Origin of the sequence: Streptomyces azureus, from assembly GCF_001270025.1 — a bacterium.
GTDB lineage: Bacteria > Actinomycetota > Actinomycetes > Streptomycetales > Streptomycetaceae > Streptomyces > Streptomyces azureus.
On record NZ_DF968478.1, the window covers coordinates 1 to 17,048 of the forward strand.

At 72.1% G+C, this 17,048-nt stretch carries 16 protein-coding genes and 2 pseudogenes; 11 read left to right on the forward strand and 7 right to left on the reverse strand.

The genetic code is table 11. The features are described from left to right. Positions 1-209 precede the first annotated feature (209 nt). The 3 genes from AOQ53_RS47585 to AOQ53_RS36585 all read left to right on the forward strand — a co-directional run bounded on the left by AOQ53_RS47585 (position 210) and on the right by AOQ53_RS36585 (position 1,870). Positions 210-338, forward strand: a complete 129-nt coding sequence (locus tag AOQ53_RS47585) for a hypothetical protein (protein ID WP_269085495.1) — start codon at positions 210-212, stop codon at positions 336-338. A gap of 24 nt (positions 339-362) precedes the next feature. Then, on the forward strand, positions 363-1,127 hold the full coding sequence (locus AOQ53_RS36580; RefSeq protein WP_099054772.1) for a bestrophin-like domain: 765 nt from the start codon (positions 363-365) through the stop codon (positions 1,125-1,127). A gap of 224 nt (positions 1,128-1,351) precedes the next feature. Further along, positions 1,352-1,870 carry a hypothetical protein gene (locus tag AOQ53_RS36585; RefSeq protein ID WP_059424039.1) on the forward strand — a complete coding sequence of 173 codons (519 nt, stop codon included), beginning with the start codon at positions 1,352-1,354 and terminating at the stop codon, positions 1,868-1,870. A gap of 111 nt (positions 1,871-1,981) precedes the next feature. Here AOQ53_RS36585 and AOQ53_RS36590 read toward each other — a convergent pair whose 3' ends face one another. Then, positions 1,982-2,470 (reverse strand): hypothetical protein, encoded by a 489-nt coding sequence (locus tag AOQ53_RS36590; RefSeq protein ID WP_059424041.1) that lies wholly within the window; start codon positions 2,468-2,470, stop codon positions 1,982-1,984. A gap of 374 nt (positions 2,471-2,844) precedes the next feature. Between AOQ53_RS36590 and AOQ53_RS36595 the strand changes: the two genes are divergently transcribed. Beyond that, positions 2,845-3,513, forward strand: coding sequence for a class F sortase (locus AOQ53_RS36595; protein WP_059424044.1), 669 nt, complete (start codon positions 2,845-2,847; stop codon positions 3,511-3,513). A 39-nt stretch (positions 3,514-3,552) separates the two neighbouring features. Here the strand turns inward: AOQ53_RS36595 and AOQ53_RS36600 are convergent, their stop codons facing one another. Both AOQ53_RS36600 and AOQ53_RS36605 read right to left on the reverse strand, forming a co-directional pair. Further along, a complete protein-coding gene (locus tag AOQ53_RS36600; protein WP_059424046.1) occupies positions 3,553-4,386 on the reverse strand; it encodes a polysaccharide deacetylase family protein in 834 nt (277 codons plus the stop codon). 89 nt (positions 4,387-4,475) lie between these two features. Next, positions 4,476-6,171, reverse strand: a pseudogene (locus AOQ53_RS36605) (amino acid--tRNA ligase-related protein); the annotation flags it as partial. Between AOQ53_RS36605 and AOQ53_RS36610 the strand changes: the two are divergent. The 3 genes from AOQ53_RS36610 to AOQ53_RS36620 all read left to right on the forward strand — a co-directional run bounded on the left by AOQ53_RS36610 (position 6,107) and on the right by AOQ53_RS36620 (position 8,505). Next, positions 6,107-6,481, forward strand: coding sequence for a universal stress protein (locus AOQ53_RS36610; RefSeq protein ID WP_059424079.1), 375 nt, complete (start codon positions 6,107-6,109; stop codon positions 6,479-6,481). The pseudogene AOQ53_RS36605 and the gene AOQ53_RS36610 sit on opposite strands and share 65 nt — an antisense overlap. Positions 6,482-6,556: 75 nt before the next feature. After that, complete coding sequence (locus tag AOQ53_RS36615; RefSeq protein ID WP_059424047.1) at positions 6,557-6,994, forward strand: pyridoxamine 5'-phosphate oxidase family protein; 438 nt, start codon at positions 6,557-6,559, stop codon at positions 6,992-6,994. Positions 6,995-7,092: 98 nt separating this feature from the next. Next, positions 7,093-8,505 carry an amino acid permease gene (locus AOQ53_RS36620; protein WP_059424048.1) on the forward strand — a complete coding sequence of 471 codons (1,413 nt, stop codon included), beginning with the start codon at positions 7,093-7,095 and terminating at the stop codon, positions 8,503-8,505. A gap of 20 nt (positions 8,506-8,525) precedes the next feature. Here the strand turns inward: AOQ53_RS36620 and AOQ53_RS36625 are convergent, their stop codons facing one another. Then, positions 8,526-9,680 (reverse strand): CapA family protein, encoded by a 1,155-nt coding sequence (locus tag AOQ53_RS36625; RefSeq protein WP_059424049.1) that lies wholly within the window; start codon positions 9,678-9,680, stop codon positions 8,526-8,528. A 222-nt stretch (positions 9,681-9,902) separates the two neighbouring features. Here AOQ53_RS36625 and AOQ53_RS36630 point away from each other — a divergent pair, with 222 nt between their 5' ends. The 4 genes from AOQ53_RS36630 to AOQ53_RS36645 all read left to right on the forward strand — a co-directional run bounded on the left by AOQ53_RS36630 (position 9,903) and on the right by AOQ53_RS36645 (position 12,613). Beyond that, positions 9,903-10,448: a sigma-70 family RNA polymerase sigma factor gene (locus AOQ53_RS36630; RefSeq protein WP_059424050.1), complete on the forward strand. Its 546-nt coding sequence runs from the start codon at positions 9,903-9,905 to the stop codon at positions 10,446-10,448. Between the two features lie 151 nt (positions 10,449-10,599). Further along, a complete protein-coding gene (locus AOQ53_RS36635; RefSeq protein WP_059424052.1) occupies positions 10,600-11,112 on the forward strand; it encodes a hypothetical protein in 513 nt (170 codons plus the stop codon). A 151-nt stretch (positions 11,113-11,263) separates the two neighbouring features. Then, a complete protein-coding gene (locus tag AOQ53_RS36640; RefSeq protein WP_059424054.1) occupies positions 11,264-11,917 on the forward strand; it encodes a zf-HC2 domain-containing protein in 654 nt (217 codons plus the stop codon). Positions 11,918-12,163: 246 nt separating this feature from the next. Then, positions 12,164-12,613, forward strand: a complete 450-nt coding sequence (locus AOQ53_RS36645) for a SpoIIE family protein phosphatase (protein ID WP_059424056.1) — start codon at positions 12,164-12,166, stop codon at positions 12,611-12,613. A 162-nt stretch (positions 12,614-12,775) separates the two neighbouring features. Here AOQ53_RS36645 and AOQ53_RS36650 read toward each other — a convergent pair whose 3' ends face one another. The 3 genes and pseudogenes from AOQ53_RS36650 to AOQ53_RS48310 all read right to left on the reverse strand — a co-directional run bounded on the left by AOQ53_RS36650 (position 12,776) and on the right by AOQ53_RS48310 (position 16,973). Continuing rightward, complete coding sequence (locus AOQ53_RS36650) at positions 12,776-13,639, reverse strand: Fpg/Nei family DNA glycosylase (RefSeq protein WP_059424059.1); 864 nt, start codon at positions 13,637-13,639, stop codon at positions 12,776-12,778. A 22-nt stretch (positions 13,640-13,661) separates the two neighbouring features. After that, positions 13,662-15,749, reverse strand: coding sequence for a SpoIIE family protein phosphatase (locus AOQ53_RS36655; RefSeq protein ID WP_059424061.1), 2,088 nt, complete (start codon positions 15,747-15,749; stop codon positions 13,662-13,664). A 77-nt stretch (positions 15,750-15,826) separates the two neighbouring features. Further along, positions 15,827-16,973 (reverse strand): annotated as a pseudogene (locus AOQ53_RS48310) (DUF6777 domain-containing protein). Positions 16,974-17,048 lie beyond the last annotated feature (75 nt).

Below are 17,048 nucleotides of genomic sequence, written 5' to 3' on the forward strand. Positions count from 1 at the left end.
CGTCACCTGAGCCGACACCACCGCCACCCTCGCCCTCGCTCCCGGAACCGACCCCCACGGCCAGACCGGAGCCGCCACCTCCGCCTCCGCCGCCCGCGCCACGCCCGGAGCCGCCGCCCCGGCCTGCCCCCAGACCGGTGCCTCCCCCGCCCCCCGCCCCGGCACCCAAGCCGTCGGCGAAGCCCACCCCGCGTCCGTCCGCGACGCCCGTGCGCTACCCCCGGTACCGCGCCGCGCCGCGGCCACGGCCGGCGAGCAACAGCATGTCGCCGCTCACCTTCGTCCTGCTCGTCACGGTGCCCGCGGTGGTCGCCGTCGCCGCGCTGCGCGCGCGCTGATCCCAGAAGCTCTGGAGGCATCTCTTGCCGGAATGGCTTGTTCTCACCCTCGCGATGCTGGCCGCCTGTGTCGTGGTGGTCGTCATCACGTTCGTACGCCACCGCACGGCATCGGACGACGAGGACCCCAGCGAGACCCCGGACGTCATCGAGTACATGACCATGTGGATCGGCGTGGTGTACGCCATCGTCCTGGGTCTGGCGATCGCCGGTGTGTGGGAGGGGCGCAGCGCCGCCCAGGACCACGTCCAGGCGGAGGCCACCGCGCTGCACGAGATCTCGGAGCGGGTCCGGGTCTACCCGGCCGACGTCCGCGACCGCATCCGGGACGACATCCACACGTATGTGAGCCACGTCGTCACCACCGAGTGGGACACCATGGCCGACAAGGGCAAGGTCACCGAGCGCGGCCGTGAACTCTTCGACCGCGTCCGCCAGGACGTCACCGACTACGAACCGAAGACGGACTTCCAGGCCCAGGCCTACCAGCCGCTCCTCGACCAGGTGACCGCGGCCAGCCAGGCGCGGATCGCCCGGGCGGAGGCGACCGGGGAGACCATGCCGGGCGTGGTGTGGTTCGGGCTGATCACCGGAGCCGTCGTCACGATCGGGATGATCTTCGCCCTCCAGATCCGCAGAACGACGCGTGAACTGGTCCTCGCCGGGGTGTTCTCGGCGCTGATCGCCTTCCTGCTGTTCCTGATCTGGGACTTCGACTCGCCCTTCAGCAGGGGCGTGACCGCGTCGGCGGATCCGTTCCTGAACCTCTTCCCGGGTGCCGGGGACTGACGGCACCCGCACCACGGAACCGGGCCGGGGGGCGCGCGACACACCGTCGCCGTCCCCCGTTCGCGCCAACGGGGGTCCCCCTGGCGGCCCACACGTGTGCCCCATTCGCACTACTGCGATCGCGCCGCCGTGCGCCCGTTCTTAGCGTTTCGGTCATCGAGGTGCATTTGTGACGTGAGCGGAACAGGTCCGCGGTTGCTCCTCGGGGACCCGGAGGATTCACCATGCGCGCGATATGCGTCGCTTCGGCCTCGGCCGTGCTGCTGGGCGCCGGCGCCCTCACCTCCTGCGTACCGGCCGACGCGGCCATCAAGACCGATTTCGCTTTCAGCGTCGAGCCCTCCACCGTCGCCGCGGGCGGCCAGGTCACGCTGTGGGTGGAGCGCAACGAAGCGTGCCGGGGGAAGGCGGCAGTCTCCTCACCGGTCTTCGACCTGGTCGCCATCCCGCCGGAGCAGTCGTCGGCGACGGCCAGCGTCGACTGGGACGCCAAGCCCGGCGCCGTGTACGACGTGGAGTTCGTCTGTGACGAGTCGAGCGGCACCGCGCGCCTGACCATCGCCGGCGGCCGTCACCCGTCACATCACCACCGCCACCCGTCGAAGGGCGTGCACGCCGGAGAGGGCGGCACCCTCGCCGGCTTCAACCTCAAGGAGATCGGCCTCGGCGCCGCCCTCATCGCCGGCGCGCTGGGCACGGCGTACCACTTCGCACGCCGCCGCACCGACGAGGACGCCGGCTGACCCACCCGGCCCACCCGCACGCACAGGTCTTCGCCCCGGATCCGTCGAGGGATCCGGGGCGAAGACCGTTCACGTGCGAGGCGGCTCGTCGAAGGAGCGGGGAACGAGACGTCAGACGCGCTGCTCGGCGCGGCGGCGCATCCAGAACACCCCGCCGCCGACGACCGCCGCGGCCAGGAGTCCGCCGCCGATGGCCACGTCGGTCGGGGTCGCACCGGTGGTGCTGCTGCCGCCGATACCGCCGCGGACACCGCCGATGACCGTGAAGGCCTGGGGCTTGGTCAGGGTCTTGCCGTCGCAGGTGACCCTGATGTCGTACGGCCCCGGGTGGGCGTTGTTCCTGATGGTGGCGGTGCCCCTCGCCGTCTCCCTGGGGCCGGAGGTGGGCGAGAGCGTCGCCGGCATCGTGAACGCATCAGAGGTCGCCGTGCCGCCCCTGCGGCAGCCGTCGACCGTGATGGTCAGCTGGCCGCCGCGGGCGATCACGTTGGGCTGGGCGACGACGTTGCTGGGCGTGTCCCACGCGGCGGCCGCGGGGGCGGAGAGGCCGAGGGCGGCGACCGCGGCGCCGGCGACCGCCAGGGCACGAGTGTTACGCATGTGAACCTCCGCGGAAGACGCCCCGGGACCCGTCCCCGGTCGATCGGCGAGAAAGCGCCTCCCAGAAAGACAGTCAGTTGCCCTGGCCGGACCCGCATTTCGGGAATGGTCCGTCCTGGTGAGTGAAGACACCGCGGGACAACCGCGCAATCGGGCATCGCCGCAGGTCATGGGCCGTCAGAAAATTCCTCGCGGTGGCAACTCGGATGGCTGCACCTCAAGGCCCCGGGCCGCCCCTGACAGCCCTGGGACCATCCCGGACAGCCCCGTGGCCACCCGTTCGCTCCCGCCCCGTCGCCGGTTGCGCGCGCGGCACTTAGCGTTCTGATATGCGCGAACGACACAGCGACGGCCGGGTCGAGAGGGGATGGCCCATGTCTGCGTCCGAGCTGGCCGAGGCGGAAGAGGAGGCGCGGCGGAAGAAGCGCGCCCCGTGGGGCGTGATAGCGCTGGTTCTGCTGACCGGCCTCGCGCTCATCCGGAATGGTTCGGGGGAATTCGACGAGGGCCCGCCGCAGCCGGCGACCGCGGCCGCGGCGGACAGCCGCGTGCCCGGGGACCCCTTCGCCGGGACCGTCAAGCCCCTCCCCTACGCGCTCCCGGACCGGGTCAGGATCCCGGCGATCCAGGTCGACGCGCCGATGATTCCCGTGGGCCTGGACGCGGACGGCTGGGTCGGCGCGCCGCCCCCGGAGGACCCGAACCTGGCCGGCTGGTTCACCGGTGCCGTCACCCCCGGCGAGAAGGGCACCGCGGTCGTCGTCGGCCATGTCGACAACCAGCAGGGCCCTGCCGTGTTCTACGGACTCGGGGCCCTGAAGAAGGGAAACCGCGTCGAGGTCGCCCGGCAGGACGGCAAGACGGTCGTGTTCGAGATCTACGGCGTCGAGGTGTTCGAGAAGGACAACTTCCCCGGCGACCGTGTCTACGCCTCCAAGGGCACGGCGGAGCTGCGGGTCATCACCTGCGGCGGCGGTTTCTCCCCGCAGAACGGCTATGAGGGCAACGTCGTCGCCTTCGCCCGCCTGGTCGAGGTGCGCTGAGCGTCCCCGGCCCGGCGGGCGAAGGCCCGGCGGCAGGTCTCAGGCGTAGTGCCGCCGGGGCACGGTGACGTGGTAGCCGGAGTCCAGCAGTTCGGGCAGATAGCGCCGCAGGGCCCGCACGCTCTGCGAGCGGTCGCCCCCGGCGTCGTGCGCGAGCACCACGACACCGGGGGCGGCGCCGTTCTCGACCCGGTTGACGATGGACCGGGCGCCGGGGGTGGTCCAGTCGAGAGTGTCGAGCGTCCAGCCGAGGGGTTCCATGCCGAGCTCGGCGCCCAGTTGGAAGGCGGCGCGGTTCCAGGCGCCGTAGGGAGCGCGGAACCACTCGGGGCGCTCGCCGTAGGCCTCCTCGATGACGTCGCAGGTCCGTTCCATCTGGGAGCGGATCTGCCGGCGGGTGAGGCGGGTGAGCAGTGGGTGGGACCAGGTGTGGTTCCCGACGACATGGCCCTCGTCGGCCATCCGGGCCAGCAACTCCTTGCTGTCGGCGACCATCTTCCCGCACACGAAGAACATGGCGCGCACGTCGTACTCGGCCAGGGTGTCGAGGATGTCCGGGGTGTAGCGGGGATCGGGGCCGTCGTCGAAGGTCAGCACCATGGTGCGGCCGCGTCCGGACACGCGCAGCAGCGGCTCACGGCGTACCAGGGTCCGGCGGGGCGCGGCCTGCGGCGGACCATATCCGGTCAAGGGCTGGAGACGGTACGCGGAGGAGTTTCGCGGGCTGCGGGCCTGGGGCCCCGCGACCGGGACGGACCCGGCGGGGCCGTCCCCGGTGACCGCCGTGAGCACACCGGCCGTGGCGGCCGCTCCCACGGCGCCGGTGCCCGCGATCAACAGCCGGCGCCGGGTGAGCAACTGATCCTTCTTCATGACTCATCAGTCGCCCGGCGGAAGGCCGACGCACCTGAGCAACACCGATGCGGCGGCACGTTTTCCCCCGAACGGCCCACGCGGAAGGGTCAGCGGCGGCGCACCAGGGGGAACGGCAGGGTCTCCCGGATCGTCAGCCCGGTGAGGAACATGACCAGCCGGTCGACGCCGATGCCGAGGCCGCCGGTGGGCGGCATGGCGTACTCGAGGGCGTCGAGGAAGTCCTCGTCGAGTTCCATCGCCTCGGGATCGCCTCCCGCGGCGAGCAGCGACTGGGCGGTGAGGCGGCGGCGCTGCTCGACGGGGTCGGTCAGCTCCGAGTAGGCGGTGGCGAGTTCGGTGCCGAAGGCGACGAGGTCCCAGCGTTCGGCGAGGCGCGGGTCGGTGCGGTGCTGCCGGGTGAGCGGGGAGACGTGGGTCGGGAAGTCCTTGTAGAAGGTGGGCAGCCGGGTCCGCTCCTCCACCAGCCGCTCGTACATCTCCAGGGCGACGTCGCCGTGGCCGTCGTCGGCGGTGTACGGCACGCCCGCACGGTCGCACTGCCAAAGCAGCTCCGGCAGGTCCGTGCCCGGGTGGGTCTCCTCGCCGAGGTGCCTCGCTGATGGCGCCGTAGACGGTCTTGACCGGCCACGGCCCGGAGATCTCGTACTCCTCGCCGTCCTTGCGGGCCACGGCCGTGCCGAAGGCGGCGGTCGCGGCGTCCTGGACGAGTTCGCGGACGAGGTCGAGCATCACGTCGTAGTCGGCGAAGGCCTGATAGGCCTGGCGCAGGGCCTGGGCGGTGGTGGAGCGGGCGCGGATCACCTCCCGGGCGTCGGGGCTCGCGACCAGGTCGAGGTAGCGGCGGCGGAGCTTGGCCTCCGGGTCGGCCAGGCCCCGGCGTTTGTCGGGCAGGGGGCGCAGGCACTTGCCGGTGAGCTGCCAGGAGGTGACGAAGACGGTCGGCTCGCCCTTGTCGCTGACGCCGGCCCGGCCGGTGGCGGTGATGTGGTCGCCGATGTCGGTGTCGGCGGTGAAGCGGTCCGGGGCGGGGCCTGAGCGGTCGCGGGTGAGGGCGAGCTGGTGGTCGCCGGACCAATCGCGCAGGACGACGAAGACGATGCCGCCGAAGTGGCGGACCAGCATGATCCGCCCGGCGACGGTGACCTGTTGGCCCTGCCCGACTTCGGCGAGGGTGTGGGTGGGGGCCGGTACGCCCACCGGGTAGGGGTCGGTGCCGGCGGCGCGCAGCCGGTCGAGCTTGCCGTGGCGGACGCGGACCTGGTCGGACAGGCCGGCGAGGGGGTCGGCGGGCTCGGTCCCGTCCCCTCCGGCGAGGCCGAGCGCCGCCAGTGACGGCAGCCCCTCCGTGGTGGCGGGCCGCTGTCCGCCCTTCGAGTGCCCTCTTCCTCTTCCCCACAACGTGCGCATCGACGGTACGGAGACAAAACCCTCGGCGATGCCGGAGGCGAGCCCGACCCGGGCGAGGGAGGCGGCCTCGGCATAGCAGGGGAAGCGGGGGTACCACTCGGGGTGGTACTTGGCGTTGGACCGGTAGAGGGCCTCCAGTTGCCACCACTTGGAGAAGAACAGCAGCAGGCGGCGCCAGAGGCGGAGCACCGGTCCGGCGCCGATGCGGGCGCCCTCCTCGAACACGGAGCGGAAGACGGCGGAGTTCAGCGAGATCCTGCGCCCGCCCAGTTTCGGTGCGGCGTGGCACAGTTCGGCGACCATGAACTCCATGACGCCGTTGGGGGCGGTGCGGTCACGGCGCATCAGGTCCAGGGAGACGCCGTCCTTGCCGTACGTGCAGCCGGTACTGGCGGCGGGCGCGGCGCTCGGGGTGCCGGTGGCCGGGACGACCGACGAGATCGCCGAGGACCTGGTGGCGCAGATCCGGGACGCGGCCGAGCGGCTCAAGGGGATATTCGAGGTCCGCTGGGAGTTCCACACGTTCCGCGGCGACCCGTACGGCGGCCTGGTGAAGGCGGCGGACGAACTCGAGGCGGACGCGGTGGTCGTGGGCGCCTCCGAACAGGCGGGCCACCGGATCGTCGGATCGGTGGCGGTGCGGCTGGTGAAGGCGGGGCGGTGGCCGGTGACGGTCGTGCCGTAGACCTTTACCGGCATGCCGGGGACCTAGGTCCCCGGTCGGTGTACACGAGGTTCATGTGAGCCGGAGGATGCTGCGGTGACTTCTGCTGCCTTCGACGTGGACACGTTTCTGCGTGAGCCGCTCACCGCGCGTCTCGCCACGAACGGGCCGACGGTCCGGCCCGTCTGGTTCCTGTGGGAGGAGGGCGCCTTATGGGTGCTGACCGGGCCCTGGGCCCGTCTCTTCGACCGCGTGCGGGCCGATCCTGCGGTCGCGCTGGTGGTGGACGAGTGCGATCTGGCGACCGGGCTGGTCCGGCAGGTGATCGCGCGGGGCCGGGCCGAGCTCCTGCCGTTCGACGTCGAGCGAGGACGGCGCAAACTCGTCCGCTATCTGGGCGCGGACGAGAAGCGGTGGGACGAGCGCTTCGTGCACTACCTGTACGACGATCCCGCGCAGCGGGGAACGGTGTGGCTGCGTCTGGAGCCCGTGTCCCTCGTCGCGCACGACCTGAGCTACGCCGTGGCCCCATGAGGCCGCATGGGCCTTGCGCGGCGTCTTCCGCCGCGGGGGCACCTGGGCCATCATGATCCGCCATCAGCCGATTTGCCGATCGCGAAGAGGTGAGGCGCATGGCCGGGCTCCTGACTCGTCAGGGGATTCTCCGTCGCAAACCCATCGAGCAGATCGAGGAGACGGCAGTCGGCAAGGGCACCCAGCTGGAACGGTCCCTGGGGCTGTGGCAGCTGACCGCCATCGGCGTGGGCGGCATCATCGGCGCGGGCATCTTCACGCTCGCGGGAACCGTGGCCAACGGTACGGCGGGTCCGGCCGTGCTCGTCTCCTTCCTCATCGCGGGCGTCGCGAGTGCTGCGGCCGCCCTGTCCTACGCCGAGTTCGCCGGGCTCATCCCGAAGGCCGGTTCCGCCTACACCTACGGCTACGCGGTGCTCGGCGAGCTCGCGGGCTGGTTCATCGGCTGGGACCTGCTGCTGGAGTACACGGCGATCGTGGCGGTGGTCGCGATCGGCATCTCCGGCTACTTCAGCTTCCTGGTCGGCGAGATGGGCGCCGACCTGCCGAACTGGATGCTGGGCGCCCCCGGCACCGGTGACGGGCACAAGGTCGACCTGTTCGCGGCGCTGCTGTGCCTGCTGATCGCGTATCTGCTCACCCTCGGCATCAAGAACGCCGCCCGGTTCGAGACGGTCGTGGTGGTGCTGAAGGTCCTGGTCGTGCTGCTGGTGATCGGGGTCGGCGTGTTCCACATCGACACGGCGAACTACAACCCGTTCTTCCCGTACGGGGTCGGCGGGGCGTTCACGGGCGCGGCGACGGTGTTCTTCGCGGTGTTCGGCTACGACGCCATGTCGACGGCGGCCGAGGAGTCCAAGGACGCGCAGCGGCACATGCCGAAGGCGATCATCTACTCGCTCGTCATCTCGATGGTCCTGTACGTGGCGGCCTGCCTGGTGCTGACGGTCATGCAGCACTACAAGGACATCGACAAGGAGAGCGGCTTCTCGACGGCGTTCAAGTCGGTGGGGCTGAGCGGCCTGGCGGACGTCATCGCGGTGGGCGCGATCATCGGCATCCTCACGGTGATGTTCACGTTCATGCTGGGCGTGACCCGGGTGTGGTTCTCTATGTCCCGTGACGGGCTGCTGCCCAGGTGGTTCGCGAAGACGCACCCGACGCGGCACGTGCCCACGCGTGTCACCTGGATCGTGGGGTTCGCGTCGGCCGCCATCGCCGGGTTCCTGCCGATCGGCGAGGCGGCCGAGCTGACCAACATCGGGATCCTGCTGGCGTTCGTGGTGGTGTGCGCGGCGGTGATCGTGCTGCGCTACCGGCAGCCGGACCTGCCGCGCACGTTCCGTACGCCGTGGATGCCGGTCGTGCCGGCGGTGGGCATCGTCTTCTCGATCTGGCTGATCACCTTCCTCCAGTGGCAGACCTGGGCGCGGTTCGCCGTCTGGTTCGCGCTGGGGCTCGTCGTCTACTTCGCGTACTCCTACCGGCGCTCGGAGCTGGCGCGGCGCTGACCGGCCGGGCTCTGGCGGCCCTACTCCCCCATCACCAGGCCGTCCTCGGCCGCGCCTCGGCTGAGCACGACGTCGCGGATGCGGTCGCGGACGGCCTGTACGCCGGCGCCCTGGGCGATCGCCCGGTTGAGGTTGACGACCCGGCCGGCGTCGACGTCGAACATCTGCGGTACGAACTCGGCCTTCGTCACCTCCCAGCGGCCGCCCGGCCGTGCGGGCGGGGTGAAGGTGAAGCGGCCGAGGGTGGACTGGTTGCCGCGCGGGTCCCGGGCGCCCTGGTGGTTGGTCATCTCGCCGGCGATCTGGTCGCCCATGCCGTAGATCACCCAGGTGCCGTTGACCTTCTCGTAGGCCTGCGGGACGTGCGCGTGGGTGCCGAGGATGAGGTCGATGTCGGGGCGGTCCCCGCTGCGTGCGGCGGTGAGGCTCCGGGCCAGGGTCAGCTGCTGCTCGTCGGGGGCGTCCTGCCATTCGGTGCCCCAGTGCAGGGAGACCACGACCACGTCGGCGCCCGCCTCGCGCGCGGCCCGGGCGTCCGCGAGGACCTTGGCCTCGTCGATGAGGTTCACGGCCCAGGGCTGGCCGTCGGGGAGTGGGATGCCGTTGGTGCCGTAGGTGTAGGCGAGGTGCGCGACCCTGGCCGGGCCCGCCTGGAGGACCGTCACCGCGCGGGCCTCCTCCTCGGCGCGTGCCGAGCCGGCGTGCCGTACGCCCGAGCGGTCGAGGGCGTCGAGGGTGCGGCGGATGCCGTCGGCGCCGTCGTCGAGGGTGTGGTTGGAGGCGGTGGAGCAGCCGTCGTAGCCGGTGGCGGCGAGGGCCCGGGCGACCTCGGGCGGGGACTTGAAGGTGGGGTAGCCGGTGTAGTCGCCGTCCGCGCCGTACACGGTCTCCATGTGGCACAGGGCCACGTCGGCGCGGGAGACGACGGAGCGGATCCCCGCGAGCATCGGCCGGAAGTCGTAGCCGGTGCCGCCGGCGTCGAAGCGGGCCCGGTCGACGATCGAGCTGTGCGGGAGGACGTCGCCGGAGGCGACCAGTGTGAAGCCGCGGCGTTCCACCGCGGAGGGCGCCGGACGTCCGGGGCCGGTCGGTTCGTTGCTGCGGGCCTGGCAGGCGGCACCCGCGGCGAGGGCGACGGTCAGGGCCAGGGCCACCTGTCGACTGCGTGCGATCATGCATTCACCCCACTGTGGGCGTTGTTGTCGTATTTACGCACAAACAGGAAAGAAGGCTCATCGCGCCCCACGCGGCTCCGACACGCTCATTAGCCCGTCCGGCGCTCGCCCGGCGGACGGCCGTGACCGTTCGTCGAACCGTTCGTCGACGCGATCGACCGTCCGCCGCACAGGCGGGTACGTGGCCTGTCCCCCGGCTGCGCGCTGCGGTGGCATACGGCCATGACGGCCGGATCCACCCTCACGAACGGGACGACCGCCGAGCACGAGCTCGCCGCACTGCAGCGGGAGCACGGCCGGCCCCTCTTCGCGCTCCTGCTCCGGCTCTGCGACGGCGACCGGCAGCGCGCGGAGGACCTGGTCCAGGAGACGCTGGTGCGTGCCTGGCAGCACCCCGAGGCGCTGCGCGCCGACGACTTCGAGTCCGTACGGCCCTGGCTGATGACCGTCGCGCGGCGGCTCGCGATCGACGCCCGGCGAGCCCGGCAGGCCCGTCCGGCCGAGGTCGGCGACGCGGTGCTGGAGAACGCGCGGGTCATCTCCGACCACGCCGAGCGGGCCGCTGCGATGCTCGACGTCCGCCAGGCTGTGAAGACACTCACTCCGGAACACCGTGAAGTCCTGGTGCTCGTGTACTTCCAGGGGGCGAGTGTGGCGGAGGCTGCCGCGACCCTCGGCATCCCGCCCGGTACCGTGAAGTCCCGCGCGTACTACGCGCTGCGCGCCCTGCGCCGGGTGCTTCCGGGATACGCCGGGGACCTGCGCTGAAACCAATGGCTGAGTCAAACCTCCGTAAAGCGCCTTGCTGAGGACCCCGGTTGAGTAATCGGCTGTTCCCATCCGTGTTCCGGATGGGGCCGTCAGCGCCCCGGGGCCCGGTGTCGGGCGACGCGCACGTACCGGAGGAAGGCAGGAAGGGATGCTGCACAGAAGCGAAGAGGGCACGGACGGCGCCGGCGGTGAACTGACCGTCCCCATGGCGTGGTTCTACGCCGAGTACATCGCCGACGAGCTGCTGCGGACCGGCGATCTGATGCCGCCGACATCCTTCGAGTTCCGCGCGGGGCGGGATGCCCTGGCGCTGACCATCTTCCTCTCCGACACCGAGGGAGAGCTCTCGGGCATCAGGGTCGTCACGCAACTGGAGACGTGGCTGTCACTGACGGCGTACGACCAGCCGTGGCAGGAGTGGGTGCGCGAGCGGCTGGCCGAGCTCGCCGCCCGGGCCGCGCAGTCGGGCCGGCCCGCGCCGGACCTGGACCTGGCTCAGGAGGCCTGGCGCTGGCTCCAGGAGACGGAGCTGCTCGCGCCCGACCTGAACGCGGTACCGGGCGGCGCTCCGGTGGTCGGGGAGGACGAGGGGCCGAAGGTCTGGACGCCCGCCTGGCAGCTCGGACTGCCGCTGGGACACCTCGCCATCCATCTTTTTTAGATTTCTGCGGCCCCGGACCAATCCGCGGGCCGGAGCGCTCCGAATCCTTTGGTTGCGATTGTGTCACCGGCTTGAGTGATTCCGTGGCCTGGTCCGTACCGGTGGGAGCAAGGAGTAACCCCACCCGCACCCAACGGCACGAGGATTCGGCATGAGGTCCCTGGAAAGGCATCGCGACGTCGGCGCCTACGCGCTCGGCGTGCTGGACGAGGCGGAGGCCTTCCGCTTCGAGGACCACCTCATGGAGTGCCCTCGGTGCGCCGCAGAGGTGACGGAATTCGGCCCGACGACACGGCAGTTGATGCTGTACCGGCGGGCGACGCCACGGTTCGTGCACCCGACGGCGCAGCCCGGGCCGCGCATGCTGGACCGGCTGCTGGCCGAGGTGGCGACGCGGCGCCGGGCCGGGCGCAGGCGCATGCTGTTCGCCCTGGCCGCGTCGGTGGTGTTCGCCGTGTCGGTACCGGGGGTCACGATGATGGCGCGGGGCAGCGCCGAGGAGCCGGTGCGGATCGCGGCGACCGACGCGCGGTCGGGTGTCTGGGCCCAGGTCACGGTCGAGGACAAGGCCTCGGGCAGCCAGGTCGAACTGAAGGTGAAGGACGCGGCCGGTCCCCGGCCCTGCCACCTGGTCATCGTCGGCCGTGACGGCACGGAGGAGACCGCGACCAGCTGGCACGGGCCCGGGCACGACACCCACCCCAACACGATGATGGCCAGCTCCTCCATGCATCCCGACGAGACCGCCCGCTACGAGGTCCGCTCGGCGGCCGGAGAGGTCCTGGTGAGACTCCAGCCGCAATAGGGCCTGTCTGACAGAACCCCGCCTGCTCCGCGGAGGGGCTGTCGTCCGTCCGCCCCGGTCGCCGGGCACCCCGCGCGCCCCGGTGTGAGACTGCTGGACGACCCGCCCGGGAGGTCCCGGGTCCCCGTGGCCCCGGCGAGGTGGCGACGGTCGCCTGGAGGAGTTCCTCGCCGATCCGGAGAACGCGGCGCTGGACCTGACCACGCGGCGGCCCGCCGCACCAAGGCCCTGGGGCTCCAGCACTCCGTGGTCTACCTCGCCGACATCCAGCAGCGCCGGCTCGTCCCGCTCACCGACGTCACCCCGCCCCTGCTCGTCGACGACTCGCTCGCGGGCTGGACCTACCGCACCCAGTCCCTGCGCATGGAGGAGTCCGAGTCGGGCGGCATCACGGCCTGGATCCCCCTCGTGGACGGAGCGGAACGCCTCGGCGTCCTCGCCGTGCACGCGCCCTCGCTGAAGCCCGGCGACCGAGTGCTGATGTACACCGACGGGGCCACCGAGGCCAGGGGTTCCGACGGCGCGGAGTTCGGGCTGGAGCGGTTCGCCGACTACATCATCCGGGCGACGGCCGCGGGCGAGCTGGCACCCGAGACGCTGCGGCGCCTCATCCACTCCATCCTCGAGGCGTCCACCAGCCGGCTGCGGGACGGCGCGACCCTCCTCATGTTCGAGTGGTCGCGCCCGGCCCGTTGAGGGCGAGGCCGGGGGCCCACGACCGGCGTGCTTGCGTGCCGTGCGTCAGGACGCCGTCGTTCAGTCCCGCAACGGTTCTGCCGGCCTTCCCTGCAGCCCGCACCAGGGCAGTCCGGGCGGGACACGGTGTCGGGGCAGATGAACGCCGTCTTGCGCGGCAGCTCACTTCAGCAGCCGGGACATCCTGCGGTCCGCCAGCGGTTTGCCGCCGGTCTGGCAGGTCGGGCAGTACTGGAGCGAGGAGTCGCTGAAGGACACCTCGCGGACGGTGTCGCCGCACACCGGGCAGGGCTCGCCCGTTCGGCCGTGCACGCGCAGGCCGCTCTTCTTCTCGGCCTTCAGCCGGCCCGCCGCCACGCCCCGAGAGCGTTCGACGGCCTCGGTGAGCGTGTCGCGCAGGGCCGCGTACAGCCGCCCGGTCTCCTCCTCGCTCAGGGACGCGGCCAGTTTGAAGGGCGACATCCTCGCCGCGTGCAGGATCTCGTCGCTGTAGGCGTTGCCCACGCCCGCGATCAGGCTCTGGTCGCGCAACGCGCCCTTGAGCTGCCGCCGTTCACCGGCCAGGAGTTCCGTGAAGCGGCGCTCGTCGAAGTCGTCGGCCAGCGGGTCCGGGCCGAGCCGGGCGACGCCCTGGACCTCCTGCGGATCCGCCACGACATACACCGCGAGCCGCTTCTGGGTGCCGGCCTCGGTCAGGTCGAAGCCGGCGCCGGTCTCCAGGGCCACGCGCAGTGCGAGGGGGCCCTTGCCGGGGCGGGGCGGGCCGTCGGGGAGGCGGTCCTTCCAGTGCAGCCAGCCGGCGCGGGCCAGGTGCGTCACGAAGTGCGGGCCGTCCGCGGTCCCGATGTCGAGGAACTTGCCGTACCGGCGTACGGCGGCGACCTCGTGGCCCTCCAGCGCGGACAGGGGCGGGTCGTACGTCTTCAGGACGCTGATCGCGACGGGCAGCACCCGTACGATCTCGTGGCCGACGAGGTGCTCGGTGAGGAAGTCCTTGAGCGCCTCGACCTCGGGGAGTTCCGGCATAGGTCCAGAGTGCCACGTGGGGTCATTCGAGGTCGGGCACCACGAACTCGCACCACACGGCCTTGCCGCCGCCGCGCGCCTCCACGCCCCACACGTCGGTGAGCAGCTCGACCAGCAGCAGGCCCCGCCCGGAGACGCCCGACTCGCCCGCCTCGCGGCGGCGCGGCAGGGCGCTGGAGGAGTCCTCGACCTCGACGCGCAGCCGGCGCTCGGAACCGGTGAGGACCCGCAGGGTGACGATCGCGGAGCCCTCGGTGTGCATCAGGGCGTTGGTGATCAGCTCGTCGGCGACCAGTTCGATCTCGTCGGCGCGCTCCCGGGCTCCCCAGACGCCGGCGGCGGTGCGGATCATGTGCCGGGCGTCGGCCAGGGCCGCCGGATCGCCGGGGGCGACGTGCCGCTGGAGCCGACGGCCGGACTGCGGGCCGTCCGGGCCGCGCCGGCGCAGCAGCAGCAGCGCCACGTCGTCGTCGCCGCCGCGTTCGGCGGCCACGTCGATGAGCCGGTCGGCGAGGTCCCGTACGTCGTCGGGACCGGTGGCGACGAGCGCGGTGAGGGTGCGCATACCGTCGTCGAGGTCGGCGCCGGGCTGCTCCACCAGGCCGTCGGTGCACAGCAGCAGGGTCTCGCCGGGGTCCAGTTCCACGGTGCCGACCGGGTAGTCGAGGCGGCCGAACTCGGCGGACAGGCCGAGCGGCAGACCGCCCGGGACGGTGACGCGGCGGCAGGAGCCGTCGGTCTGCCGCACGAGCGGATCGATGTGGCCGGCCCGGACCATCTGGAGCACGCCGGTGGACAGGTCGGCCTCCGCGTAGAGGCAGGTCGCGGAGCGGTCGGTGTCGAGTTCGTGCAGGAAGACGGAGGCGCGGGCCATCACGGTGGCCGGGGTGTGCCCCTCCGCTGCATAGGCGCGCAGCACGATGCGCAACTGACCCATGACGGCGGCCGCGTGCGTGTCGTGGCCCTGGACGTCGCCGATGACGGCGCCGACCCGGCCGCCGGGCAGCGGGATCAGGTCGTACCAGTCGCCGCCGATGTCACGGCCGAGGGAGCCGCCGATGGTGGCGGCGCGGTAACGGACGGCGATGTCGGCCCCGGGCACGCTCGGAATGGTCCGGGGCAGCATGGCCTGCTGGAGGCCCTGCGCCAGGTCCATCTCCTGCTCGTAGAACATGGCCCGCTGGAGGCTCTGCGCGATGCTGCTGCCGAGGGCGACGAGGATGTTGCGCTCCTCGGGGGTGAAGCCGTGCCGGTCGCTGTAGAGCAGGCCCATCGCGCCGATCGGCTGCGCCTGGACGATGAGCGGCAGATAGGCGGCGGACGTGATGTTCAGGCCGGTGATGTGCGGCCAGAGGATCGGGTAGCGCTCGGCGAACTCCTCCGGCGACTCGATGAAGCAGGGGGCGAGGGTCCGTACGGCCTCGCTCATCGGGTAGGGCTCGTCGATCCGGGTGATGCGGGTGCCGGGCACGAAGCTGTCCGAGGGTCCCTCGGCGACCAGGCGGATGCGGCCGGCCTCGACCAGGCCCATGACGAGGCTGGTGGCGCCCAGGTGGGTGAGGCCGTGGGTGTCCTTGAGGACGTCGATGACGTCCTGGACGGTGCGGGCGTGGGCGAGGGCGGCCGTGGTGAGTTCGACGACGCTGGTCTGCTGCCGGCGGGCCTCGTCCCGGGCGGCCTGGTCGCTGCGGGCCTCGCTCTCGGCGAGTTCCTGGGTGGCGTCCCGGACGATGCCGATGATGCGGCGGGGCCGCCCGGTGTCGTCGCGCCGGATGTAGCCCTGGGTGTGGGTCCAGCGCAGGGAGCCGTCGCGGCGGCGGACGCGGAAGTAGGTGCCGTAGTTCTCGCTGCCGTCCTTGAGGGCCTGGGTGACCGCGGTGTCCAGGCGCCGGGCCTCGCCGGGCGGGACGCGCTTGGAGAGGGTCTCGGGGTGGTCGTCGTACTCGTCGGGGCGCACGTCGAAGACCTCGTGGGCCCGGGCGTCCATCTGCATCAGGCCGGTGTCCAGATCCCAGTCGAAGCTGCCCATCCGGTTGAGCGCGAGGATCGCGTCCGGGTGGGCGGGCCAGTCGTCCGGGAGGGACAGGGCGCTCGCTCCCCGATCAGCCATGGGCCCACCTTGCCAGGATTCGTCCGATTCTTCGACCGGATGTGCTGAGTTTACGGGCCGCTCCGCCGAACCGGCCCTCAGTTACCGAAGACGTCCGTGAGGCTGCCGAGGATGCTGTCGTCGGCCGGATCGTCGGGAATCAGCCCGGCTCCGTCGGGCAGGTCGGGACTGTCCGGCACGGTGACGGGGCCGGCCTCGTCCAGGCCGCCGGGGTCTTCGGGAGACGGTTCGTCGGGCAGCGGGCCGGGCTCGGGCGGTGGCGCGTCCGTGACGGTGACGGGTGGGCTCGTGTCACTCGGGGAGTTCACGTCCCAGGGGGAGGCGCTGTCCGAGTCCAGGTCCGGGGAGGCGGCGGGCTCGCGCGGGACGAGGGGCGGTGACTCGGACGGCTCCGGCGTCGGCACCGGAGGCGTCGTCGCCCGGACCGGTGGCGGCAGGGCCCGGTCGCGGCGTACGTCATGGCCGGTGCGCCGTTCGGTCCAGGTGCGGGTGGTGACGTCGACGATCGTGAAGTCGGTGATCGCCTGCGGGGCGGGGGTCACGACGACGACCCGGCCGGGCCGGTAGCCGGGCAAGGGGTGTCCTTGACGGCCGGCGTGCCGCGCATCGCCACCGGCGGGCGGAGCGGGTTGCCGCAGGCGCACCGGACGCGCGGCACGCCCCGGTCGTCGACCAGGACGGCGGTGCCCGCCTGGAGGACGGCCTGGAGGACGGCGGCCCGGCCGGCCCGGAAGCCGTGGTTGGTGACGCCGGTGTCGGCGCGCAGCACGACCGGGGTCAGTCCGCGCAGGTGGTCCGGGACGGACGCCGGGGAGACACCCGCGACCGGGCGAAGGCGTGCGTCCTGGACCGGTTGCGGGTGAGGTGGCCGATCTGCCGGGCGACGTCACAGCCGCCGGTCCGCTCGAGGCCGCCGTACAGGCCGGGTGTTCCTCCGGAGAGCGAGCGCAGGCCGCTCAGGTCGGCGGAGACCGGGGCCGCGTCGCCCGGGCCGGCCGTCTCCGGCGTTCGGGGGGTGGGGGACGGGGTAGCCGTCGTGGTGGCCGTGGAGTCCGTGAAGGAGTTCGGCCCCTGGGCCGCGGCCGGTTGGAGAAAGAGTCCCCCACCGGCGCCCGCGGCGTCGCCCTCGCCGTCGCCCTCGCCGCCACCGTCACCGCAGCCCGAGAGGAGGAGCGTCGCGAAGAACGCGCAGGCCGTGACGAAGGTCCCGGCAGGTGTTCGCACCTCGCCATCCAGCCCTCTTCGTCACACATGAGGTAATTGATCACTATTGTTTCCTTCACTCACTCGGGTCACGCA